Origin of the sequence: Treponema medium (genome assembly GCF_017161265.1) — a bacterium.
GTDB lineage: Bacteria > Spirochaetota > Spirochaetia > Treponematales > Treponemataceae > Treponema > Treponema medium.
In genome coordinates this window covers 1,961,680-1,984,837 of the sequence record NZ_CP031393.1, presented here as the reverse complement: position 1 = coordinate 1,984,837, position 23,158 = coordinate 1,961,680, and the positions used below count along the sequence as shown (strand labels likewise).

Annotated in this window: 20 protein-coding genes and 1 pseudogene; 6 read left to right on the top strand and 15 right to left on the bottom strand. The window is 43.4% G+C overall.

From position 1 onward, the window contains the following. Positions 1–197: 197 nt before the first annotated feature. From DWB79_RS08695 to DWB79_RS08685, 3 genes are all read right to left on the bottom strand, one after another. Positions 198–2,261 (bottom strand): InlB B-repeat-containing protein, encoded by a 2,064-nt coding sequence (locus DWB79_RS08695; RefSeq protein ID WP_016523665.1) that lies wholly within the window; start codon positions 2,259–2,261, stop codon positions 198–200. 238 nt (positions 2,262–2,499) lie between these two features. Continuing rightward, positions 2,500–2,703 carry a hypothetical protein gene (locus tag DWB79_RS08690; RefSeq protein ID WP_084762291.1) on the bottom strand — a complete coding sequence of 68 codons (204 nt, stop codon included), beginning with the start codon at positions 2,701–2,703 and terminating at the stop codon, positions 2,500–2,502. Between the two features lie 305 nt (positions 2,704–3,008). Next, a complete protein-coding gene (locus DWB79_RS08685; protein WP_016523664.1) occupies positions 3,009–3,566 on the bottom strand; it encodes an Rpn family recombination-promoting nuclease/putative transposase in 558 nt (185 codons plus the stop codon). A 415-nt stretch (positions 3,567–3,981) separates the two neighbouring features. On the opposite strand from DWB79_RS08685, the gene DWB79_RS08680 reads away from it, so the two are divergent. From DWB79_RS08680 to DWB79_RS08660, 5 genes and pseudogenes are all read left to right on the top strand, one after another. After that, a complete protein-coding gene (locus tag DWB79_RS08680) occupies positions 3,982–4,620 on the top strand; it encodes a hypothetical protein (protein WP_016523663.1) in 639 nt (212 codons plus the stop codon). Positions 4,621–4,674: 54 nt separating this feature from the next. Further along, entirely contained in the window at positions 4,675–5,250 is a 576-nt protein-coding gene (locus DWB79_RS08675; protein WP_016523662.1) for a hypothetical protein, read from the top strand. Positions 5,251–5,482: 232 nt separating this feature from the next. Then, positions 5,483–5,981 (top strand): annotated as a pseudogene (locus DWB79_RS08670) (YfbM family protein). Between the two features lie 55 nt (positions 5,982–6,036). Further along, positions 6,037–6,687, top strand: a complete 651-nt coding sequence (locus DWB79_RS08665) for a DUF4304 domain-containing protein (RefSeq protein WP_016523660.1) — start codon at positions 6,037–6,039, stop codon at positions 6,685–6,687. Positions 6,688–6,723: 36 nt separating this feature from the next. Next, a complete protein-coding gene (locus DWB79_RS08660; RefSeq protein ID WP_016523659.1) occupies positions 6,724–6,882 on the top strand; it encodes a hypothetical protein in 159 nt (52 codons plus the stop codon). A 206-nt stretch (positions 6,883–7,088) separates the two neighbouring features. Here DWB79_RS08660 and DWB79_RS08655 read toward each other — a convergent pair whose 3' ends face one another. From DWB79_RS08655 to DWB79_RS08640, 4 genes are all read right to left on the bottom strand, one after another. Beyond that, complete coding sequence (locus DWB79_RS08655) at positions 7,089–8,120, bottom strand: sugar phosphate isomerase/epimerase family protein (protein WP_016523658.1); 1,032 nt, start codon at positions 8,118–8,120, stop codon at positions 7,089–7,091. A gap of 107 nt (positions 8,121–8,227) precedes the next feature. After that, a complete protein-coding gene (locus tag DWB79_RS08650; RefSeq protein WP_016523657.1) occupies positions 8,228–10,072 on the bottom strand; it encodes a methyl-accepting chemotaxis protein in 1,845 nt (614 codons plus the stop codon). 152 nt (positions 10,073–10,224) lie between these two features. After that, the gene (fusA, locus tag DWB79_RS08645) at positions 10,225–12,303 is read right to left on the bottom strand and encodes an elongation factor G (RefSeq protein WP_016523656.1); all 2,079 of its coding nucleotides are present in this window, start codon (positions 12,301–12,303) and stop codon (positions 10,225–10,227) included. A 345-nt stretch (positions 12,304–12,648) separates the two neighbouring features. Continuing rightward, positions 12,649–13,251 carry an SAM-dependent methyltransferase gene (locus DWB79_RS08640; protein ID WP_016523655.1) on the bottom strand — a complete coding sequence of 201 codons (603 nt, stop codon included), beginning with the start codon at positions 13,249–13,251 and terminating at the stop codon, positions 12,649–12,651. Positions 13,252–13,591: 340 nt separating this feature from the next. On the opposite strand from DWB79_RS08640, the gene DWB79_RS08635 reads away from it, so the two are divergent. Further along, positions 13,592–14,605 (top strand): polyprenyl synthetase family protein, encoded by a 1,014-nt coding sequence (locus DWB79_RS08635; protein WP_016523654.1) that lies wholly within the window; start codon positions 13,592–13,594, stop codon positions 14,603–14,605. Positions 14,606–14,641: 36 nt separating this feature from the next. On the opposite strand, the gene DWB79_RS08630 is transcribed toward DWB79_RS08635, so the two are convergent. The 8 genes from DWB79_RS08630 to cas2 all read right to left on the bottom strand — a co-directional run bounded on the left by DWB79_RS08630 (position 14,642) and on the right by cas2 (position 23,126). Continuing rightward, positions 14,642–15,994 (bottom strand): ABC transporter permease, encoded by a 1,353-nt coding sequence (locus tag DWB79_RS08630; RefSeq protein ID WP_016523653.1) that lies wholly within the window; start codon positions 15,992–15,994, stop codon positions 14,642–14,644. After that, a complete protein-coding gene (locus DWB79_RS08625; RefSeq protein WP_016523652.1) occupies positions 15,991–16,671 on the bottom strand; it encodes an ABC transporter ATP-binding protein in 681 nt (226 codons plus the stop codon). Before DWB79_RS08625 ends, DWB79_RS08630 begins: the two co-directional genes overlap by 4 nt. After that, on the bottom strand, positions 16,664–17,944 hold the full coding sequence (locus DWB79_RS08620; protein WP_016523651.1) for an ABC transporter permease: 1,281 nt from the start codon (positions 17,942–17,944) through the stop codon (positions 16,664–16,666). The genes DWB79_RS08625 and DWB79_RS08620 overlap by 8 nt, the downstream gene beginning before the upstream one ends. Further along, positions 17,941–18,852 carry a hypothetical protein gene (locus DWB79_RS12100; RefSeq protein WP_016523650.1) on the bottom strand — a complete coding sequence of 304 codons (912 nt, stop codon included), beginning with the start codon at positions 18,850–18,852 and terminating at the stop codon, positions 17,941–17,943. Before DWB79_RS12100 ends, DWB79_RS08620 begins: the two co-directional genes overlap by 4 nt. Then, a complete protein-coding gene (gene ftsY / locus DWB79_RS08610) occupies positions 18,849–19,730 on the bottom strand; it encodes a signal recognition particle-docking protein FtsY (RefSeq protein WP_016523649.1) in 882 nt (293 codons plus the stop codon). Before ftsY ends, DWB79_RS12100 begins: the two co-directional genes overlap by 4 nt. A 108-nt stretch (positions 19,731–19,838) precedes the next feature. Further along, complete coding sequence (locus tag DWB79_RS08605) at positions 19,839–21,296, bottom strand: PEGA domain-containing protein (RefSeq protein WP_016523648.1); 1,458 nt, start codon at positions 21,294–21,296, stop codon at positions 19,839–19,841. Beyond that, positions 21,293–22,430, bottom strand: a protein-coding gene (gene prfB / locus DWB79_RS08600) for a peptide chain release factor 2 (RefSeq protein ID WP_156831510.1) whose coding sequence is annotated in 2 segments (ribosomal slippage) — positions 21,293–22,357 and positions 22,359–22,430 — 1,137 coding nt in all. Because the reading frame shifts where the segments join, the coding sequence is not laid out codon by codon here. The genes DWB79_RS08605 and prfB overlap by 4 nt, the downstream gene beginning before the upstream one ends. A 411-nt stretch (positions 22,431–22,841) precedes the next feature. Further along, positions 22,842–23,126, bottom strand: coding sequence for a CRISPR-associated endonuclease Cas2 (gene cas2, locus DWB79_RS08595; RefSeq protein ID WP_016523646.1), 285 nt, complete (start codon positions 23,124–23,126; stop codon positions 22,842–22,844). Positions 23,127–23,158: the final 32 nt, after the last annotated feature.

Genomic DNA, 23,158 nt, shown 5'->3' with positions numbered 1-23,158 from the left:
GCGGTATAGAGGCGGTTATTTTTACGAGCCGGCTGTAACAGAAGTTTGTATGGAGAATCCGCACACAAAAAAACCGCCCCCGAAGCCGAAGTTTCCTCCAACTTGAGAGCGGTAGATTCAATTTTTAATTTGTAATGTGTAACTCAATTGTTAATTTGTAATGTGTAATTTGTAATTAAATTATCCATTACCAATTTCTAAAGCCCCACAAACGGCTTTTTAAAGTCCTTCCAGATCGGGGCATTTTCGTACGCGCTGACCGAGGCGGAGGGCACCTTTAATGTTACGCCGGCTAAGACCACATTCTTAAAAGCCACGTATTTCAGTGGGGGAGGAGTTACCGCACGGCAGGTAACGCTTTGCAATGCCGTGCAGTTTACACAGAGATTAGTTCCCGTTTCAGTAAGAGTAGATGGCAGTTCGAGTGTTTTAAGCTTTGTGCATTCGTAAAGGAACATGTAGTCCAAGAAGGTAATGCCTTCGGGAATCTTAACATGTTCCACCTTGCTGTAGCCGAGGAAGGCATTCCCTATGGAAGTAAGCGTCGAAGGAATATTGACCGTTTTTAACTCATGGCAGCCGTACAAAGCCCCGTCTTCTATCGTTGTAAGACCTGTCGGCAAAACAATAGAAGTAAGCGTGTCATTACCCTCAAAAGAGCTGTCTCCCAGTACCGTAACGGAAGCAGGCACCGTATAAGACGTGCCGGTTTTACCCTTCGGATAGCGGATCAGCTTTGTTTTAGCCTTATCGAATAAAACGCCGCCGTCTACGCTTAAAAAGGCAGTTTCACCGCTTAAAGCAAAAGCTTCTAATGAACTCAAATTACGAAACTCACTGACACATTCCCTACTGAAACCGGTGAGGGTGTATGTAATTCCCTCGTGCTCAACCGTTACGGCAACGGTATAAACGGTGCCGACAGGATCGTTTTCACGCTTTGTCATTATTACATGCCTTTGCGCCTTGTCGACTACCTTGTACTCTGCGCCGTTTAAAAACGTAAAATTATCGGGAATGGTTACGGAAGGCACAAAAGATACCTGTATATCCGCCCCGCGTGTTACGGTGTGCTCGTAGGTGGTTGAGGTATTGCCCGGTACGGCCGTGCCGTTTTCCGTCCATTTTTCCACCTTGTAGCCCGTTACAGGAGACGCCGTAAAGACGAGTACGGTGTTTTCGACGACCGCAGTGCCGGAAGTAAAGGCTGTCCCGTCCGCCTTGTACTTTGCGCTTATGCTTCCGTTAGTGCCTGCAACGCCGAAGCTGACGGTATATGTGGTAGGAGGCTTTAACTTAAAGCTCACGGCAACCGTTACCGGCTCGGTTATTTTTACCATCGCCGTACTGCTTCCCGCCTGTCCGCCTGCAAGGAGCTGCCCGCCCGTAATCGTCCACGCGTCCACCGTGTAGCTTGCTGAATCAGGAGAGGCGGTAAAGACGATAGTCGTGTCCTTATTTACCATACCGCCTGCAGGAAGGGCAGGTTCGGCACTTATGCTTCCGTTTGCACCGGCACTCATCGTTACCTTGTGCTTCGGAGTAAGCGTTTGCACTTGAAAGCTCACCTTTACGACAAGATCGGTAAGGCCTTCTTTTAAGTTTACCTGCGCCGTGTTATTTGCAGGCGTTCCGGTACCCGCCTCAAACACCGCTCCCGTGCCGAATATCTGCCACTCCTTTACCTCGTAGCCCGCAGCCGGAAAGGCCGTAAAGATTACCGTTTTGCCTTTTTGTACGCTTATTGGGCTTGTTGCCGTTTCCGCAACTCCGTCCGCCTTTGCTTTAAGCGTACCGTTTCCGCCTTCCACACTGAAATTCACGGCGTACTGCGGAAGCGGCGTGCTGTCGCTTTCAAAGCTCACCTTAACCTCGGCTGCCTTGGTTACAGTAAATGAATAGGAACTGTTTGTGCCGTTTACAGGGTTGCCGTCAAGCGTCCAGCCCTTTACATGAAAGCCCGAATCAGGTGTTGCCGTAAAAGTTACGGTTTTGCCTTTTTGTACGCTTATGGGGCTCGCATCCGTTTCCGCAACGCCGTCCGCCTTTGCTTTAAGCGTACCGTTTGGCGTAGTGCTGTCCACGCTGAAAGCGATAGCATGCTTAGGCTTTGGCGTAGGTGTTGGTGTGGGCTTTCCGCCGCCTCCGCTTCCCGAACCGCTTCCGCCCGCTGCATTCGGGCAGGCGGTCATTCCAAAGAGCGCAATGAGCGCTAAAACTGCGGCTGTGATGAGCGCCGCCCCTCTTTTCTTGTGTTTCATAGAATAACCCTCCTTATATTTTTTAATTTAACCGCTAAGCACGCCAAGGACGCAAGGTGTTTTAAGAGAGGCTTTGTAAGACATTCTTTTATAATCCTTTGCGTTCTCTGCGGACGTTGCGGTTTCCTTAAACGGTGTAATGTAAAAAACGCACAAAGACAGTGCTCCTGCTCTGTGCGTGTTATTAGTTGAGGAAATTTGTGTGTGTTCGGGTGTTTTATTTATGCAGATTACGCGCTTATGCCGCTCTGTCCGCTTGTTGCTTGTTGCTTGTTGCTTGTTGCTTGTTGCTTGTTGCTTGTTGCTTGTTGCTTGTTGCTTGTTGCTTGTTGCTAAAAATTGTGTCAGGCACACTGCTGCGTGTCAAGTGCTTTACTTCTCTTTTCGCATTTTTTTGGTGAGAATGGTTGTAGCTGCTACTATCAGTGTGTTTTTCTATCATTGGTGTACAGTATAGCACGGTTTTATGCGGATTTCAATGTTTCTTTTAAAAATATACAGGCATCTTCTGCGTTGCTACACCAAAACTATACATCCGTGTATAGTTTTGGCTACGAGTTTCGGTTTTACCGAAACATCGCGTCTGATAGAACCAGCGGCATCCGTGCCGCTTCTGAAAATTCTCACCATATCATTTCCGCCAGGATGGCGGTGGCTCCAAGCGTGCCTGCGGGTGTTTTTTTCTTGCGCCTTGAATCTGCTCCGCCTATTTTTAAAACGGCTGATTCAAAAATTGCCGTAGGCGTTTCAAATGTTTTCGACTTCTTCTTGAGTTAGGCCGGTCGCTTGCATGATCTTTTTTACGGAATCGCCGAGCTGTTTTAAAATCCGTGCCGTTTCAAGGGCTTTTAGACGGGAACCTTCAGCAAGACCAAGTGATTTACCTTGTTGTATGCCGTCCTTTCGTGCATCCATTTCAAATGCTTGTATTAACATGTATTCTTTCCTCCTCTCCTCATTTTCTTTTAGTTCTTTGATATACCGGTCTATCTTGCGGATAAAGGGGCTGTCGCTTGTTATGCCGTTCATGTATTCCAAAAAAGCCTTTAGTTCAGGGTCAGGCGTCTTGTCTGCTGCAGTGCTGTTGATAATGACCTTAGCTACGCCGTCTTGTAATACGATTGCAGTATTTTCACTGCATATCGTTTTGAAGGTGTATACCGGTAATCCTTTGTTTAGATAGTCGAAGGGGCAAAAAAAGATGATGAATGAATTGGGTAAATCAGTATAATGCCCGCCCTTTTCAAGGCTGCTTACATCAACCCTCTTTTGAAAATATGCATGCCGTCTACTGCGTTGCTGCACAAAAATAAATGCTCAACGTACAACCAGTACGTTTCCGCTTTATTTTTGTTCGCGCCTTGTATCCGACACCACTATTTTCAAAAGGCTTTTCAGAACCGCCATGGATGGCGGTGGTTCCACACAGTAACGAGTTTTCGAAAGGAAACTCGTAGCTAAACAATGTACAAGGATGTACATTGTTTAGCGATATCGTCGGTAATCGTTAAATCGTCAAAACTTTTACGCACTTTTTAATCTCCGCATACATTATACCACAATTACCTCAATTTTGTAAGAGCGTTTTTTTTAATTTAACCGCAAAGATACAAAGAGCGCAAAGGAATTTTGATGGATAGAAAAATACCGTAAAATCATGTATAATTTGATACATTAGAACCGGATATGGCTTATGTTCGGATTAGGAGAGAGAAAATAAATGACCACTAAAAAATTTGCTCAATATATGGAAAAACAATGCAAAGGAATAAATAATTTTTCACTGGAAGCTATTTTTGAAGAGTATATTGTACTTGTGTCGGGGAAACGAATCGGTGTGCTGTATCAGGAAAAGTTTTATGTCCTTTATGCGCCAACTTTTGAAAAAACAGAGAATATACTGCCTTGTTTTAAACCGGTAAATTTATTTAATTGGAAGTATTATCAATTTATTGAAGTTACAAATCTTGAAGATAAGGAGAACTTTGAAAAAATCATACATTATGTCTATCATGAATTATATTTTCTAAAAGAAGTTGTCATTGATATAGGATTTTTATTTCAAAGTTATAGAGGCTATCCCGAAACCATTTATAAACTATATGAAGAAAATCTTACATTTCTTAATTTTTCCTATGAAAAAAAACTGATAAAGGAAAATCCTGTAGACAGAGAAGGCCGAATTATAAAACTCTTATATACGAATCTCGATTTAACCGAAACCGGACAGAAAATTTTATATGACTTATATAATAAATGGCTGACCTATACGGATAAAAATGATGCCGATTCTTTAAAAAGAGCACGGAATATAAAACAATTAGAAAAGTATTATCAAAAACTGATGGAAGATTTATGATTGTTTCGCCTATCTTGATGATACAAGTAGATGCGGGGTATAGAAAGTAGATAGATGAACACGATAATGGATAACTCAAATTTTAATATTCAAGAATGGGTAAATTTAAATTCTTATACCGATAGTAAAGGCTGGAAAGGATATTGCAAAAGAAATAAGCCTTTCACTATTTTTCGCGCAAATAAAATAGTCGATTATTTTATGCATTTTTTTAGAAAACATACAAATAATATAATTATAGTTTCTAATATTTTCAAAGTAAAAGAATATAATTTAAATAACAGCAACATAAACAATTACATAAAATACATAGAAAAGTATTTAATTGATTTTGGATATATAGAAACAATTAGTGCGTCTATTTACGATAATGATAATTGTTTATCTTTAGGATTCAAAAAAATTCTAACTACGGATTATGATATTATATCTATGTTCTCTTTATTAATGATGATGGATGAAGGAATTGACGGGCATTGTTTTTTTGTTTTTGATGAATTAGGATTTATTGCTTATCCACATGATGATACAGGTTTTGGATTTATACGCATCAAAAATACGAAAGTTCACTATGACGATATATTTCTAAAAAATGTATCTCAATTTTCAGATTTTACGAGCGTTTGGTGATTATTCTAATTAAAACCGGTAATATTGTAGAGGTGTTATTGAGTATGGTGCAAGACATGATGCATATATAATTAGGTCATTACCGATATTTATGCGGGTAATTTTTGTTCGTGCCAGCTCCAAGTATTCCATTTCTTAATCTTCCCGATTGATATTATCTTAATAACGTAGTACAAAAGACAAGAGTATTCATAAGAATGATAATTTAGATAACAGCTAAGGAGAATTTGATATGGGAATGATTGCAAACTATCAACTCATAAGTGATAGGGACTTAAAAAAACTTATGACCGAAAAAGACATTGCGGATTTTACGGAAGAACTGCAAGAAGCCGAAGACTGTATTTTATTCGACATGGATAAAATGTGGGACGTTTTACATTTTGTACTTACCGGTGTTTCAGCAGGAGAGCCCGATAGAGGGTAACCCGCTCAGTGAAGCAATTGTCGGAGTAAATTCTTTCGAAGAATGCGAAGATTTTATCGGATATACAAAAAAGGAAAACATACGATTAATCGTGAAAAAATTAAATGAAACCAATATTGATTCTCTTTTGGAAAACTTCAGTATGCAAAAATGTAAGGAAAATAAACTGTATCCGAATATCTGGGATTATGAAGATGAAAAAGAAGAAATTATAGATGAACTTAAATGTGCATTTGCCGGACTTAAAGATTTTTATAACGAAGCAGCCCAAGCAGGTCAAAATGTTTTGGTTTCCATTTACTAAAATGTGAAGATTTTGAAATATTAGAATTTTGGAAATGAGTTTTTAGGAGGAAGTTATGAAACCAAGAGAACTTTGCGAAAAAGCATGGCAAGAAATAGCACGCAATTTTCCCGACTTTAAAGTGTTAGGTAAAGGAAAGGCTTTACGAAAAATTGCAAATAAAAAAGACATTATTTTTGAAATATATTTTCAAGCCAATAGATACAACTGTGAATCTAATGTTGAGTTTATCCCGCATATCAACATTTATTCAAAGGCTATGAAAAAAGCAGGCATAACCAGTGAAGGAATTATTTACGGCGGAGAACTTAGTTCTTTAGCCGGAAGAAAAGCAGGCGCTTGGTGGCAGTTGGCCGGAGCAAGCTATAAAGATACCGTAACGCAAATTACGGGATTATTACATAAATACATTATGCCCTTATTTGCAGACTTTGAAGATACAAATAAAAATATCGAAAGAATTTTAAACGGCTCATTAAAAGGGTATGCTTTACTCTACTATATCTACTATTTTGGCGGCAAAGAGCCGGCTGAAAGATATTTTAATAAAGTCATCAAAGAAGATAAGTTAAAGAAAAAATATATTTCGTTTTATAGCTCATTAAAAGAAATTCCAAAAGAAAATATCGATTTACATTTTGAGGACTTTTACGGTGCAAGTTTAATCAAATTTGCATATTTACATGGTTTAGAAATTATTCAATAATCTTTAGAAAAATGGGACAAGAGGAGGTGGTAAACTATGGACGAGCGTATTGAGCAATGGATAAAAAATAATCCTACTATTTTTGGAAAAATAATAGCGGTTGTGGTTTTTGTTTTCGGCGTTTGCCTCATTGTAGGCGCCGTCAGAGATTGGAATTTGCTGTATGCGCCGGACGCACACTATCAAAGTAAATGAGGAATGGGGCAGATAAGCCGTTATTTAGGCCGTCCTGTTGCCCGCATAATAGGTTTTGCAGGCGGTATTTTCTTTGCTATTTGGAATCTGCCTTATCCTATTCGGCATTTTCGTAACCGTAATATTTTCGTAAATCGTACTGTTTATCTTTTTTGCGATAAATGTATCGGCAAACAGTCTCTTCCGTTAGTTTTACTGCTTTTATACTAATGAAGCAGGGAACTTCTAAACCGTTTTTGCAGATATTCGGCGCTTACTTGAAAACTTTTGATCGGATCGTTATCAATCCAGTTTTTATGTGTTTCCACTATAATTCCTTCCGTTCCATTATTTAACGCGATTTCTAAAAGCGTATCCAAATCCATATTCCCGCATCCCAATTCGACGGCATCTTCTGTAAGTATCGGCGTCATATAGGGGCCGCGCTGTCTGCAACCACGATCATTGATATGCCATAATTTCATTCGCCGCCCCAGTTTCTCCATTATACGCACAGCGGAAGCGCCTCCATCTGTTATCCAATAACTATCGAGTTCAAAATTAACATATTTAGGATCGGTTTCTTCAATTATTATGTCGTACGCTGTCTTGTCGGCTGTTACCTTTTGCAATTCGACATTATGATTATGATATAATAAGCGTATTCCCTGTTCGGCAAGCGCTTTTCCTGCCTGATTCAACCGATTGGTTAGCGCTTTCACTTCTTCTAAAGTGCTGTAATCGAAGCGATACATTCCGGTAATAACTACAGTATCCGTGCCGAAATTTTTTGCCTTATCAGCTATCGCCTTCGAATCAGTTTCAATACTTGTCAAATTACTATGCAGACTGATTACTTTTAATTCGCTTTCGGTTATTAATTTTTTCCAATCATGATTACCGGATTTTCCAATCGGCATTCCCGAAAATTTTGTCATTAACCTTACTAACAGCGATGTCTTTTGAATCATAAAGTCATTGAGTTCAATGGCGTCATATCCTGCGTGCTTTATTGCCTGCAATGTCCCTAGTGCATTATCATAATTATTGCACAGTGTACCGATCATAATTTGCTGTACTGCAATAACGGGATTTCCTGTTGTATGTATTGCTGCCGTATTAGTTTTGTAATCAGCTCGATGTGCTTGTACAATATGATTGATTCGGATAGTTTCTTTAATATTGTATGCAGCAATACAAAGCACTACTATGATAATACACGAAAGAACGATCATTAAGCCTTTGGGTAAATGTCTCACAAATTTATATCCCCCGAATTATGCTTTACAAAAACACCGCAAAAAGGATCTAAGGAAAACGGGTATGTTTTAAAAATTGATTACTTTTTCGCCATATCCGTTCCATCCTATAGCGATAACTGTTCAAGATATTTCATAATATTTAATACAGCGTTTCGATTTTTTGCACTGCTGTCGATAACTTCTCCGATAATCGTTTTTATTTGTTTTGTTCCCTCATTGACGGTGTTCATTGTATTGTCGATATTTTGAGAAATTTCGACCAACCTTGCCATTTCTTTACCGACTTCCGTATTACCTGAACGTATTTCTACAGAGCTTTGTTTAACCTGTGCCGTTATGGCATTAACTTCTTTAACGGCTTCGAGTACTTGTGTATTACCGTCATTTTGCTTTGTCACCGATTCCATAATAGTATTACTGCCGCTATTAACCGTTGAAAGCTGTCGCATAATTTCTGCAAACTGAACAGCAGTTTCTTCCGCAACCGAATTCAATGCTTCAATTTTTTCTTTCAGTGTTTTTAACACCGCAGTAATAGTCTTTCCCTGTGTACTCGATTCCTCTGCAAGTTTTCTGATTTCGTCAGCAACAACGGCAAATCCCTTGCCGACGTCTCCTGCATGAGCAGCCTCAATAGCAGCATTCATTGCAAGCAAATTAGTTTGACTTGCAATATGTTGAATGACATTACTTGCTTCCAGTAATCCTTCGGATTGTTCACTGATGTTTTTTACAATCGTATGAGCATTTGATACTGCCGTATTGCCGGCATCGGCAGCAGTATTTAAATGTTTAATCGAATCAAAGGTGTTTTCTATCGTACGGGTAACCGACTGAATATCGGCAACCATCCGTTCAATAACAAGAACTGCCTGACTGATAGAAGTTGATTGTGTTTCAATACTGTTATCAAGATCTTCAATATTTTCTATTGCTTGACGAAGACTTTCCTGCATCTCTAAAACGCCGCTAGACTGTTCTTGGATATGATTTCGCACAAAAGATACACTCTCGCCAATCTTCTCAGCAGATGCAGAGGTTATCTTCATGTTAGAAGACAGTGCCTCTGCCGTATGAGTTGAGATGGTAACGCTTTCATTCAACTCTTTTAAGAAGTTTTTATTAAATGTGAGTAATTTATTAAAGTCCAACAATAAAAGAGCTATATCATCCCGCGTCCATGCACTAAGCATTTCTTGCCGATAATCTCCGTTTGCCAATTTCCTGACAATTTGCTGTATCAACGCTATTCTTCTTTCAAATGAACGTATGATGATCAATAAATTAAATACTGAAAAAACTAAACCGTATATAAAAAGCGGTAAGACTGCTGTAATCAGCTTGGTATGGATATCATGTTGTTGGTACCGTACAATCGGTGCAAGCACTAAAAGAACCACTGCGAAAATACAGGTAACGGACATAAACGCCACTCGCTTTAACATAGAAAGAGAGAGTGTACCTTCTTCGATCGGAACGAACGACGCCCATTTTTCAAAACTTCTAATTGTCGTTGAAGCAAATAAACTTCCGATTAAAAAGATATTTCCGATAGTACTAAAGATCGCCGATAAGAAGATACCGGGTTTTCCCATTAACCCCATTTCTATAGAAATAAAAAAAGGAATGGTAAAGGCTATTATAAGCGGAACAACCATAACAAGTCTTTCATATAATATGATATACTTTTTAGACTTTTCCGGATTCTGTTTCCAGTCTACAATCACAGGAATCATAACTCTGTAGCGTATAATAGGATTGATAGCTGCCAACAAGATGCCGATGATAAAAGCTTTTGTTCTGACAACTTCGCTTAAACTACCGGTACTCCCGACAAAGGGTGATGTAACGAAATTAGCTGCTATCCATCCGAGGTTTGTGCATAAATCAAAAATAAGAATTCGTTTAGGGGGATTTTGATACTCCTGTATTGCTGTTGTTTCTGCCATAATACTCTCCTTTCTGTGTATATGTGCGAACTTTTTTATATGGTGGAAACGGGGATGTCCCAAAAGTTTCTTTATTTCAGGATATCCCCAACGAACTTAAAATTAAGTTTTATATATCAATGACTTCATTTTAAGTATCACAGCTAAAAACATTATTCCTCTTGTTCTTCGATAAATGCCTTGGCAGCGGCAACTACCTCATCGGCAATTTTACCGGATATCGGGTCGTAGTGATCAAATGACATCTCAAAAGAACCGGTACCGCTGGTCATCGACCGCAGATCGATAGCGTAACGAAGCAGTTCTTTGTGCGGTACTTGTGCGCGGATTTCTTCAATACCATTTGCAAGCTGAGATTGACCGAGTATCCGACCGCGGCGCGAAGATAGATCACTCATAATATCGCCGAGGTAGGCAGTTTCCACATAGACCGTTAAATTCATAATCGGTTCCAACAGAATCGGCCCCGCATTGCGCATTGCATTTTTGAATGCATTCCGTGCCGCAATTTTAAAGGCCATTTCAGAAGAATCTACGGGATGTTCTTTACCGTCCAATACCGTCGTACCGACATCGACAACGGGATAACCCGCCATAACGCCGTTTTCCATCGCTTCTTTTACACCCTTTTCGACACCGGGAATGTAGCCCTTGGAAATCGCACCACCGAATACCGCGTTAGTAAAGCTGTATTTTGCACCACGCTCCAGCGGTTCAATCGCCAGTACGACCCGCCCGAACTGACCGTGTCCACCCGATTGCTTTTTATGTGTATATTCCGCTTGCGCTTTTTGCCGGATGGTTTCGCGGTAAGCAATGCGGGGAATAGAGGTTTGTACTTCAATCTTTGTCTGCTTCTTGATACGATCAAGTACGATGGAGGTATGCAAGTCTCCCATGCCGGAGAATACATTCTGTTTTGTTTCGGGGTTGTAGACAAAAGAGAGCGTCATATCTTCTTCGCAGGCACGGAGCAGTTGCTCGCCGAGTTTGTCATCATTTTTCTTATCAACGGCTGCAACCGCAAGCGAATAGATAGGATCGGGATTGCGCAGTTTTACAAACGGCGGGCAATCTTGGGATGCGGCGAGGGTATCGTTGGTTTTTGCCGCCGCGAGTTTAACCGCAACGCCGACATCTCCGGCGGCGAGTTCCTTTACTTCGGTCAACTTCTTTCCTGCAGCACGGTATAACTTACCAACTCGTTCTTTCTTTTGTTCGTTGATGTTATACACTTCCGCATCCGATACGAGTGTGCCGGTAATAACTTTGATGTACGAAAGCCGCCCTGAAAACTGGTCATTTGCGGTTTTAACGATAAAGCCGGAGAACGCAGGCTCCGAATCAATCTTGATGGTACATTCTTCTTCACCTTTTACCGCACGTTCCAAACAACCGGTCGGAGACGGTAAAATCTCCGTGATAAAGCGTAAAAGCGCTGTTAAGCCGAGTCCCATTTGTGCGGCTCCGGCAAAGATCGGCACAATTCTATTGTTTTTCATCGCAAGTGTGAGTCCCTTCGCAATCTCATCGCTATTGAGTTCTCCTTCGTCGATGAATTTTACTAATAAATCTTCATCACCTTCCGCTGCAGCTCCTGCAAGAATCTCACGCATTTCCTCGTATCGTTTTTTTTCCGAATCGGGAATAGGTATCTCTTTTTCTTTTCCGTTTGAATCTATTTGATATGCTACACCGTGCAATACGTCAACAATACCGGTAAGATCGGCGCCTTTCCCAATCGGAAAGGTAACCGCAAATACATCAGCTTTAAACTGAGTTTTTACATCCTGCATCGCGTGATCGAAGTCGGCGCGGTCTTCATCCATTTTATTAACAAAAACCAAGCGAGGTTTATTCCGGCGGTCAAGGTCTCGCCAGTATTTAATGGTTTCAATCTGTACTCCCGATTTTGCATCGAGTACCATCAAGCCCGTTTCCGCCGATCGGAAAGCAGCAATAACTTCGCCCATAAAGTCAGAAGATCCGGGTGTATCCCAGAAATTGATCACCATATCGTTCCAATTCGCCGACACCAATGCCGAATATATCGAAATTTTCCGCTCTATTTCTTCGGGCGTGTAGTCGCTAATCGTTTTACCGCCTGCAACCGGTTCTGCCCGTGCAATTGTACCCGTTACTGCCGCAAGATTTTCAATAAGCGTTGTTTTGCCGGACTGTCCGTGTCCAGCAATCGCAATCGTTCTTATTTTCTCTGTTCCAATTCCCATCACCAAGCTCCTCATACGATGTTAAAATTAACTATACTATATATTGTAAAGGCTAGTGATAGGAATTGTCAAGGAAATAATCGAGAACTTCAAAGTTAAACGCATCAGATACTTTTAGGATATCCCCGCAAAATCACGAGGCTGTTCAACCAGAGTTTCGCCGCTTTGCGTCTCAAATGGTCTCACAGCCTCGTGATTTTGTGATTCTTATCTATATTATCTGATGCGTTTAACTTTTCAGTAAAAAAAGGCATCATTGTAGACGCTCATCTTATACCTATGAAATTTCGCACAGGAGGAAGACAATCGCTTAAAATACTTGTACTGCGGTTATCCTACGAGAACTTACACACGGCTTTTAAAATCTAAGCCGAGCAGGTAGGTTTCGAAGCTGCTGCTGCGGCATGCCTCCGGTTTAAAGGCTCGGGCGGTTTTAAACAACTTTCGCATGTGCTGTAGGTACTGTTGTTCACTGCCACCCTGAAAGATCTTGACAACAAAGCTGCCGTGAGCTTCAAGCTGCGTTTCGGCATAGTAAAGCGCCATATCGACAAGAGCGGCGGAGCGAGCGGTATCGACGGTTTTATTGCCGGTAGTAGCGGGCGCCGCATCACAAATAACGGAACGGTAGGGACCGCAGCTTTTTACCGCAACAGCCATAGCCGCTGCGGTTAGATCCCCTTGGAAAAACGAAAGCCGCGAATCCCGGATCGATTCTGAAAGTGGTTGCAAATCCACTGCGCATACGCGGCCTTCCGAAGAAAGAAACCGCAGCAAAAAAGTTGTCCAGCTTCCCGGCGCGGCGCCAAGGTCAAGTATGCTATCATTTTTCCCGAATAGATTAAATTTCTTTTGCATTTCTTCTAATTTGTAAACCGACCGCGCCGGATAGCCTTCCGCAAAAGCCTTACGCGACCAATAGTCCGGTTCCCGATACTGATTTCCCATCTGTTCCTTTTTTTACCCCAAAAAGTGCAAAGGTATCGAAAGAGTAAATCAGTATCGCAGAATAATGGAGGTTATGACTTTTAAGCATAGTTTTTCCGTTAGCCTTTTGAAAATAGACGGTGTAGACACAAGACGCTAGCTGAAAATAAAGCGGAGACGTATCTATGATACGTTGAGCATTTATTTTCAGCGTACGACGCAGTAGATGCGCCGTCTATTTTCAAAAGGAAAGGTTGAACAACCCCTATTTATTCTGCGGGCTATATTTAGAAACTATTCGATGCCTTTGCACTTCGCTAGAGTAGTTCTCTATCAATAAAATATAAGATATAATAGTAGTATGAATGATGAATTTAAGCAACGGCTTGAAAAGATTGAACGCGCGCTGCATATTGCATTTTTACCCGATGCACCGGAGTCCGCTGCGGAACAGAATCCTATTGCACTTTTATCCGCTCCGTGCGCCTCGTTGGTGTCCGGCGGCGGAAAACGCTGGAGACCGTTGCTTGCGGTTCTTGCCTATCAGCTTGCAGGGGGCAATAGCGAGGATATCTACACACTTACGCCGCTAATCGAGGGAATCCATACGGCAAGTCTTATTCATGACGATATAGAAGACAATTCCGAACTGCGCCGCGGACAGCCTGCCGCTCATGTGGCCTACGGGCTCGATTCGGCACTTAATTCGGGCAGCTGGCTTTACTTTCGGGCATTGCAATCGCTCGAAGACTATCAGGCTCCTGCAAGCATAAAGCTCGATTTATATGCTACGGCGCTTACGCAGATTCGCGCCCTGCATGAAGGACAGGCGCTCGATATCCACTGGCATCGGACTGTCGGCTTTTTTCCCTCACAACAGGACTATGAACGGATGATTCGTTTGAAGACTGGGGCGCTCGCCGCGCTTGCCGCCTATACCGGTATGCGCGCTGCAGGAAAAAAACATGAAGAAAGCAAAGTTTTTGCAGCGCTTTTTGCAGGGGCTGGTGTCGGTTTCCAGATACTCGACGATGTAAAAAATATCAGCACGGGAAATGCCGGGAAAAAACGGGGCGACGATATTGTGGAAGGGAAAAAGAGCTTACCCGTAATACTGCATATCGAAAAACATCCGGAAGATGCTGCGGCTCTTACCGCTCATTTTGAACAGGCGCAGCGAGAAGGTATTGATTCCCCTGCGGTAGAAAAAGCGATTGCATTGTTGAGCTCAAGCGGTTCGATTGCCGATGCGGAAATGCAGGGAAAGAAAAAGATCGATTCTGTACTGGAGCAGCTTGAAACACAGTACGGCAGCACGGTAAAAAAGATGTTCGAAGCGCTCTTTAACCTTATGCAAGGGCGGACAACCTTTTAAAAATCGGCACCTTCTGCTTGAAGCCTATAAACTGCCCTATACTTTCCGCATACTGTCCAAGGGCTTTTCTTTACCTGCATACACGGCGGGCAGCAAGCAAACAATCACCGACAGAATAAGTGTTCCGGCGGCAATTATATACAGTTCGGTCATATTTAACGATATGGGGATATACTCTAAATAGTATTCGGGCGCTAAGAGGCGGATAGTTTCAGGGCTGCCCGTTTTTCCCAGCATATAATAGAACGCAGTCTGCCCCGCGTTGATTGCGTGTTCAAAAGCGACAAACAGCTCATTGATGTGCAAGGCCGCAAGGATTCCGCCGGTTAAGCCGATACAGAGGCCTGCCACTCCTGTAAAGAGACCTGCCAGTAAAAACGACAGAGTGATAAAAAACGGATGCGCACCGGTCGCTTTAAGAATTGCAATTTCCTTCCGTCGCTCCATGATGAGCATCACCATTGCCGACGAAACATTGACCGAAGCTGCAAGAAGAATTAAAAACATGATGAACATCAAAAGATTCTTTGAAGTCTGAAATGAATAAAACTGAGAGCGGTTTAAATCCTGCCACGTATACACCGAAAATCCCGCCGGCAATAATTGCTGAATAGCGTCTTTTACTTCCGTAAGTAAAGTGTCATTAAAAGGATCTGCAATGCTGACTGTAAGAGCGCTCAGCGAGGACTGCGGCGATAACACTGTATCGGCAGATGCCAACGGGATAAAAATCCACAGTGCATCCAACTCCTGATAGCCGGAAGAAAGAATACCCGCCACCTTAAAACGGGTGAGCTTCGGCTTTGTCTGGTTGCCTGTATACTGCGGCAGCAGCGTGAGCAATGAACAGCTGTCTCCGACTTTAAGACCGGTTTTCTCCGCAATCTTTTTGCCGAGCAAGATAGAACGGGCGCCGTCAAATTCAAGACTGCCGTCCACCACCGTTAATAGGTTTCGTGCAGCGGGATTTTCGGTAAAATAGCCCGCCTCTATTGCCCGTATCGTGCCACCGCTGCGGCCGGTCTTGCCGATGAGTAAACCGGTACCCTCCTGCTGCCGCCGCGAACCGGTGAGCACCGGCAGTGCATTCATACGGATTGAATCAAAAACCTCTTGGGCGCTCTGTTTCCGCTCATCAGCTGTCTGTGCACTGCGGGGGGTAGGACGTAGATCGAGTATCTGCAGGTGCCCGCTTCCGAGTTCAATCATGCGGGAGGTAATTCCCTTGATCATCCCATCGGAAACCACAAGCACAATCACCAAAGGGATAATACTGATACCGATTCCCCAAACAGCGCCGATTAAACTCTTCCGCGCATTTGAAACTGCCTTTCCCGCATTCAGCCCCAGATACCGCAGCGCCAGCTTCCATGCCAATAAAAAATTCATAAAAGATGTAGCTTTCCTTGTTCAAGCCGGTAGCACAGATCAGTGTCGGCGGCAATTCCTTGATCATGCGTTACGATGATAAGCGTTTTATGATGTTTATCCGCCATCGAAAAGAGCAATTCTTGAACCCCGTGCGCATTTGCGGGATCGAGGTTGCCGGTCGGCTCATCAGCTAAAATGAGCGAAGGGTTATTGATAAGCGCACGAGCGACCGCTGCCCGCTGCCGCTCTCCTCCCGACAGTTGAGCAGGAAAGTGATTAAGCCTCGTTTCCAACTTGACATCCTGCAAAAGCGCAGCAGCCTTCTCTTTTACCTCTTTTTTCGGCATACCTGCAATAAGTGCGGGCAGCATCACATTTTCGATAGCCGTAAAATCCTTCAACAAATAGTGAAACTGAAAGATAAAGCCAAGGTAAAAACGGCGGTAGTCCGTCAAACCACTTTCGTTGAGCCGGTGCAGTTCATATCCACCCGCAATAATCTCTCCCGAATCAGCCTGTTCCAAACCGCCGACAATATTCAAAAAAGTGCTTTTTCCGCAGCCGGACTCCCCTACTACAGCGATTTTTGCCGGTTGTTCGATTATCAGATCTAAGTTATGTAAAATGCAAATTGAGTCCGCCTCCGACTGAAAGGTTTTTGAAACGTTTGTCAGCGCTAAAATCGGTTTATTCATAGCGCAGCACCTCCGCAGGTTTAAGGGTTAGAATTTTTCGAGCTGCAATTGAAGCGGCAAAACTCGCAGAAAAGACGCCGAATAAGAATACTAAAAAAACTTCGCCGAAGAAAATACGCACGGGTACTGAATCAATATAAAAGTATTGAGGACTGAAAATAGTAAAGCCCGTAAAAAACGTATGCTCCAACAAAATATTTGCCGCTTCAATGACGGCATTTATCAAATATTCAGCCAATAAAAATACCCGATTGATGTCTGCAGAAAGCAGCAGTCCTAAGAGCAAGCCGATAGATGCGCCCAAAAGCCCGATCGTAAAGCCGTTAGCAATAAAGAGGGCTTGGATATGTTCTTTTTTAGCACCCAATGAAGCGAGTACCGAAATCTCCTCCCGCCGTTCATAAATGGAACGCCGCATTCCGTTGTAAATATTCACCGTGACCACTACAAAGATCAAAAACACAAGCATAAACATCGTATTTTTTTCGATACGCAAAGCCCCGAAAAACGCTTGATTATAGGTACGCCATGATTCGGCTTTTAATTCGGGTACGGCTGCGGCAATGCGGGCTATATATATCCCGTCAGCTTCCGAGTTTTGCAGTTTTACTGCGGCAGATAGCTCCTGCTGTGTGCCGCACAGCAGCTCGCCGGTCTCCGTTGACATAAAAGCAAAACCCGCATCGATTGCATAATAGCCGGTCTTCATTAAACCGGCGACCATACATTCAGCATTCTCCGGAAAGATGTCGGTATCCGCAGTACCCGAAAGTGCAAGGAGTGAAATGCTATCTCCTGCAGAAACGGAAAGCAGACGGGCAAGCTCATACCCAAGCACAACGGAATGCGGCGCACTGAGGTCAAAGGCTCCTTCCATCATTGTTATAGCACCGGCTAAATCGCGGTCATCGCTTAATATCGTTTTAGGCACGGCGCGTAGTATGGCGGGCTGCTGCCTGCCGTAGTTTCCCTGCATTATTGTCTGCGTTTCTGAAAATACATAAAAAGCTTTGAACCCACCTGCAGCCCGCGCCTGTTCAAGCGCCGCTTCGGAGCCATACAGCTGTACGTGTGCCGAGCTTACCTGCAAAATAGTATCGATAAAGCTACGCTGAAACCCATTCATCACAGCAAGAATAACAATCAAGACCATAACTCCGAAAGCGATGCCGAGTACTGAAAGGATTCCGGTAATTGCCGAGCGTCCTTTGGTATCAGCGGCATTAAATCTCCGCAGCACGAATAAAATCCACGTAAGATCGGTACGCTTCACGGTTCCTCTCCTACATACACTTCTTTGTCATCGACATAGAGGTGTACAATATGAGGAGTACTGTCCAACTCGATAAAGGCGGTTTTCTTTCCGTTCCGATATTTAGTTTGAGAAAGAGCCTTATCTTTGACGAATTCCCATACAGACCTATCGGTATTTTTCCCCGTAGTAATTGTCTGTTCAATCAGCTTATCGGCGGCGTTATAGACATTTTCCGTTTTGGATATCAAGTTTTTTCCTTCGTACCGCTCGATAGACAGCTCTTTTCCTTTCTCGTTATAGCGAAAAATTTCCGATGATTCCTTGCGAAGTATTTTTTTCTGCTCGGGATAGCGGGCAGCGCCCTGATATGTCCATACCGTTTTTTCAATCGCAGCGCCATCTTCGTAGAGTACTCCAAAGGCCGACCGTCCTTGCCGGTCAAAACCTTCGTAGTACCATTTATTTCCGTCCGCAACGGCTAATCCCTTGCTATGAATTGAGGCAAAAGTAGAATCGGTATCTTCGTTGCTTTCAGTCTCTTTTCCCTTCGCATCGGCTGTCGGTGAAGCAGTTCCGCTATTCGTTGAATCGCTCTTCGAATCGTCCGCAGGTACTTCTTTCGCTTGGACACTTGTATCAACATTCCCAGCAGACGGTAAATTATTTTTACCGCTTCCGGCTTCTTTCCCACCTTCTCCGGCTGACGAAGCGGTTCCGCTATCCTTTGCAGTTTCCGCAGAAACCTTCTCTGCTTGGGTAGTATCTATCGGCGCTGTATCTGCCGGAATCTCCGGAGTGATGTCTACCGGAATCTCCGACGTTGTATCGACCGGAATATCCGTTAATTCGATCCCGTCAGCAGCACCGAACGGCGATTGGCAAAACGCAACCGCTAAAATGAAGAACAAAAAAACAAAGCGTTTCATACCGGCATACCGATAAATTCCCGTAGATAGGTATCGGCATTGAAAGGGGCAAAGTCCCCGTATTTTTCTCCGGTGCCGGTAAAAATGACCGGCAGATTCAGCTGCCGTCCCACACTGAGTGCGATACCGCCCTTTGCCGTCGAATCGTATTTTGTCAGGATGACTGCATCGACACCGACCGCCTCGTGGAAAACCTCAGCCTGTCTAAAGCCGCTTTGCCCTGCCGTTACGTCGAGCACGAGTATTTTTTTATAACATCCCTCATCGGTTTTCGATTCGGCAATTCTATTGATTTTTTGTAGTTCCCGCACAAGGTCTTCCTTATTATGGAGCCGCCCGGCGGTATCGGCGATAACAAGACCGCCCCCCTGCGCCCGCACCGCCTGTGCTGCATCAAAGATAACCGCCCCCGGATCTCCGCCATATTGATGCGCAATAACCCGTACATCAAGCTGTTTCCCGTGATACTCAAGCTGCTCTATCGCAGCTGCCCTAAAGGTATCCGCAGCGGCAAGTATGATCGGCGATTCAAAGCGAGGTTTAAAATACTGAGCAAGCTTGGCAGCAGTTGTCGTCTTGCCTACTCCGTTTACACCCAGCAGCAAATACACGGAGGTTTTATCTTTCTCCGGCGTAAAAGAAGCAACCGGCAAAAAGGGAAGCAAAATATCGTATAAAATCTGCAATACCTGTTCTTGCTCTTCAACCTTCCGTTTTTTACATTCCGCACGAAGCAAATCTTCAATCTCGAACGCAAATTGAGCGCCGATATCGCCTTCTACCAATGTATCGGTGACGCTTTCAAAAAAAGAATCATCTAATTGAGAATGAATGCCGAACAGTTTCTTTAAGCCTTCGGAAAAACTTCTTTTAGCCATATTTTTCTCCAATATACTTAATATTACACGATAGCAGAGCATCTGAAAAAACTCGATTGGATTTTTTTCAGATATCTCATCAGCAAAGCCGATAACGAGTTTAACCCGTTATAACTTACGCGCCTCTTTTGGAATACTCTGATCAGCGGCGTACAGATACAGTCCAAGCTGTATCACATAGTTAATACCTAAACCGATTGTTATTCCCTGCATAACTGCAGTGCTTATAAACAACGCACGATATTTATTCTGTACTGCTGCATTAATCCCCAAACGGGAATCCGCAGCGGCAGAAGCCATATCCGCTGTTACCCCTTGCAAAATCATAAAAATAGGAAGCGATACATAAAAGGCGCCGAGCGACCAGTACAAAACATTCCGACGCCTGTCAATCAATGTCTTGGTCTTTTCTTTATTGAGCGTAGCTTGCAGCTGATAGATTGTCTGCCCTTGCTGCATAAAATTATCAGGCCGAAGCACAATATAGGTTTTTACATCTTTATATGAAAAACTGATAGCCGTATTTTTACCTGCCGGAACATCGGTTTGAAACGGAGTACCGGCAAAATACTGTGTATGTAAAAATACATCCGCATCAGGTTTTATAAACTGAAATCCGACGGAAATAATTTTTTCTTTTTTTAATTTTATGTTCAGCAAATAGTTTTGTCCAGCTTGAGCCTCGATAGTCTTACCGGCTGAATCGTAACCGGCAGCAAGCGCTTCAAGTCGATGACTCCCTGCATACATATAAATAGACTTTTTTCCCGTTTCCAGTGCTTCGCTGTCCAAATACACTTCCGCATCTTCCGGTTCGACAGTAAGCAAAACCTTTGCAGGTTGGGTATTTTTTACCGCCGTCATAATTTGCGCCGCTAACGAACGGGCAATTGTTTCGATTGACTGATACGGCCCCGCTTCGCTGAACCGGTAGTCGGGCATACCCGGCAAACCGGTTGTCAATACAACGGACACGTACATATACCCCGCCAAATCCTGTATCGAGCCGTCAATAACTGCGGAGATATTTTCGGATTTCAGCGTTTGCGAAATGTTCGCATATTCGGGAAGCTCAAACACCTGTTGGCCATCCTTCCACATCATAACGGGGAGCGTTTCAGCGGTAAAAGAGGTGTCAGCCAGCAATGTATCGATTTTCTCTTGGGCTTTTTGAATATCCGCTTCCTTTGCAGTTATTTTTTTGTTGAACGCAGCTGTCTGCTTCAGCTTTTCTTTTTCGGACATTACCGCAAGGTACAGCGAATCGCGTTCTGCGATTAATGATGACCGTTCGCGAATAAGCACAAGTTTTTTTGCAGCATAATCTATGAGTTGCCGCGCCCTTTTTTCTTCGGGGGTTACGAGCCTGCTTGCGGGTACAGCACAAAAAAGGTTGAGCATTGCGGGTAATGCAGTCGAATACGACGTATACAATTCAGGCACATCGGTAAGCGTGAATTTTGATGCCGTAATTGACCATGTAGGAAGTTCGCCTTTTGTTTGCGCAACGCCGAATAATGCAGTTACCATCGCAATCAGAGCGACACACAGCCGTTTTATTTTCATTCCGGAGTATCCTCATACATCAGCTGATTTGCCCATTGTTTTTTCAAAAAGTCTTCGATAAAACCGTCTATATCACCGTCCATAACGGCTTGGATATTTCCCGTTTCATGTTTTGTACGATGATCTTTTACCATTGTATAGGGCTGAAATATATACGATCTGATTTGATTCCCCCACGAAATCCCTTTTTTCTCAGCGGCGAATTTTGCATTCTCTTTTTCTTTTTCGTTGCGGTAGTATTCGTAAAGCCGTGCTTTGAGCATACTCATCGCCGTTGCCCGATTGGAGATTTGACTTCGCTCATTTTGACACGCTACAACAATACCGGTAGGCAAGTGCGTCAGCCGTACTGCCGAATCGGTTTTATTAACATGCTGTCCTCCGGCGCCGCCTGCACGGTAGGTATCTACCCGTAAATCTTCCGGTCTGATATTTACCTCGATGGTATCATCCAGTACGGGGAACACATAGACAGAAGAAAAAGACGTATGCCTACGAGCATTCGCATCAAAGGGACTAATTCTGATGAGTCGGTGTACACCCGTTTCCGCCTTTAAAAAACCGTAGGCATAATCGCCGCGTATCTGTAGGGTGATGGATTTTAAGCCCTCATCGGCTTCCAGTTCATCGAGCGTTTCGACGGAAAAACCGCGGCGCTCCGCCCAGCGGAGATACATACGGGTTAACATCCGTGCCCAATCGCAGGCTTCGGTTCCGCCGGCTCCGGCATGCACGGTCAAAAAGGCATCGCTCCCGTCAACCTCGTCGGAAAGGAGCGCCAACGTATTGAGCTTTTCAAACCGTTCTTGAAGGTTTTTAAGCGACGTATCGATTTCTTGAATGGAATCTGCATTATCTTCCGCTCCGGCTTCTTGAGCGAGTTCATAGAGCGTCTGCAAATCTTCTATATCAGCAATGAGTATTTCCCACGGCTCAATACGGTTTTTCAGTTTTTTAATTTCCGACAAGAGTTTTTCGGCATTTTTAGGGTCATTCCAAAAGCCTTCATCCCCCGCGATAGCTTCTTTTTCTGCAATCCGTTTTTTTACCGCTTCGGAGTCAAAGACGCCTCCAGATTTCGTCGACATCGGATTTAAGCGCTACAATCTGCGGTTTATATTCTTCCAATAACATCACTATCTCCTATAAAAACTTTTGCAGGATGTTTCAACATCCGAAAAAAGTTTTTAGCCGTGCGCGTAACGCGCACACGTAAATAATCAAGTTTGCAGCACAAACTTGAGCTAAAAAGTTGCCAACGATAATTTTAACTGGCACTTTTTAGCGTATCTCCTATAAAAACTTTTGCAGGATGTTTGAACATCCGAAAAAGTTTTTAGCCGTGCGCGTAACGCGCACACGGAAATAATCAAGTTTGCAACGCAAACTTTACCGCCACGGAGGGCGGTGGTTATAACAGAAGCGATATTTTGGCGTTGCCAAAATTCGCCATCAACCGATGTACACGGAAGTACATCGGTTGATGAGGCGACATAATTTTAGGCGGTACTTTTTAGCGTATCTCCTATACATTCCATCAGAAGCTTAGACTTTCTGAGGCGGACGGATTAAGAGTTTCCGCCACTTCTTCTTTGCAAGCGTGGAAATCGCTAATACGCCCTCAACGGGATACTGATATATGCGGATAACATCATAATAATCGGTTACCCGATCAATTTCACGTTTAAGAGCAACCAACTGTTTTTCATTAAGCGTAACGGATTCCCAACACGCCCGCTGCACCCGTTCAAATCCGTAAAAGGTTAACAATTCAGAAAGATGGGCGGCGGATTCCTCTCCGCCCGGATCTATCATTACCGATACAAACATAGTATCGTATAGAATATAACAAACAAGGCTCT

Bases quoted from the DNA above. Each gene is read 5' to 3' on its own strand.
- DWB79_RS08630 (WP_016523653.1), bottom strand. From the start codon at position 15,994: ATGAATTTTTTATTGGCATGGAAGCTGGCGCTGCGGTATCTGGGGCTG.
- DWB79_RS08650 (WP_016523657.1), bottom strand. From the start codon at position 10,072: ATGGCAGAAACAACAGCAATACAGGAGTATCAAAATCCCCCTAAACGA.
- DWB79_RS08635 (WP_016523654.1), top strand. From the start codon at position 13,592: ATGAATGATGAATTTAAGCAACGGCTTGAAAAGATTGAACGCGCGCTG.
- DWB79_RS12100 (WP_016523650.1), bottom strand. From the start codon at position 18,852: ATGAAACGCTTTGTTTTTTTGTTCTTCATTTTAGCGGTTGCGTTTTGC.
- DWB79_RS08680 (WP_016523663.1), top strand. From the start codon at position 3,982: ATGACCACTAAAAAATTTGCTCAATATATGGAAAAACAATGCAAAGGA.
- DWB79_RS08695 (WP_016523665.1), bottom strand. From the start codon at position 2,261: ATGAAACACAAGAAAAGAGGGGCGGCGCTCATCACAGCCGCAGTTTTA.
- DWB79_RS08605 (WP_016523648.1), bottom strand. From the start codon at position 21,296: ATGAAAATAAAACGGCTGTGTGTCGCTCTGATTGCGATGGTAACTGCA.
- DWB79_RS08665 (WP_016523660.1), top strand. From the start codon at position 6,037: ATGAAACCAAGAGAACTTTGCGAAAAAGCATGGCAAGAAATAGCACGC.
- DWB79_RS08660 (WP_016523659.1), top strand. From the start codon at position 6,724: ATGGACGAGCGTATTGAGCAATGGATAAAAAATAATCCTACTATTTTT.
- DWB79_RS08640 (WP_016523655.1), bottom strand. From the start codon at position 13,251: ATGGGAAATCAGTATCGGGAACCGGACTATTGGTCGCGTAAGGCTTTT.
- DWB79_RS08690 (WP_084762291.1), bottom strand. From the start codon at position 2,703: ATGATAGAAAAACACACTGATAGTAGCAGCTACAACCATTCTCACCAA.
- ftsY (WP_016523649.1), bottom strand. From the start codon at position 19,730: ATGGCTAAAAGAAGTTTTTCCGAAGGCTTAAAGAAACTGTTCGGCATT.
- DWB79_RS08625 (WP_016523652.1), bottom strand. From the start codon at position 16,671: ATGAATAAACCGATTTTAGCGCTGACAAACGTTTCAAAAACCTTTCAG.
- cas2 (WP_016523646.1), bottom strand. From the start codon at position 23,126: ATGTTTGTATCGGTAATGATAGATCCGGGCGGAGAGGAATCCGCCGCC.
- fusA (WP_016523656.1), bottom strand. From the start codon at position 12,303: ATGGGAATTGGAACAGAGAAAATAAGAACGATTGCGATTGCTGGACAC.
- DWB79_RS08675 (WP_016523662.1), top strand. From the start codon at position 4,675: ATGAACACGATAATGGATAACTCAAATTTTAATATTCAAGAATGGGTA.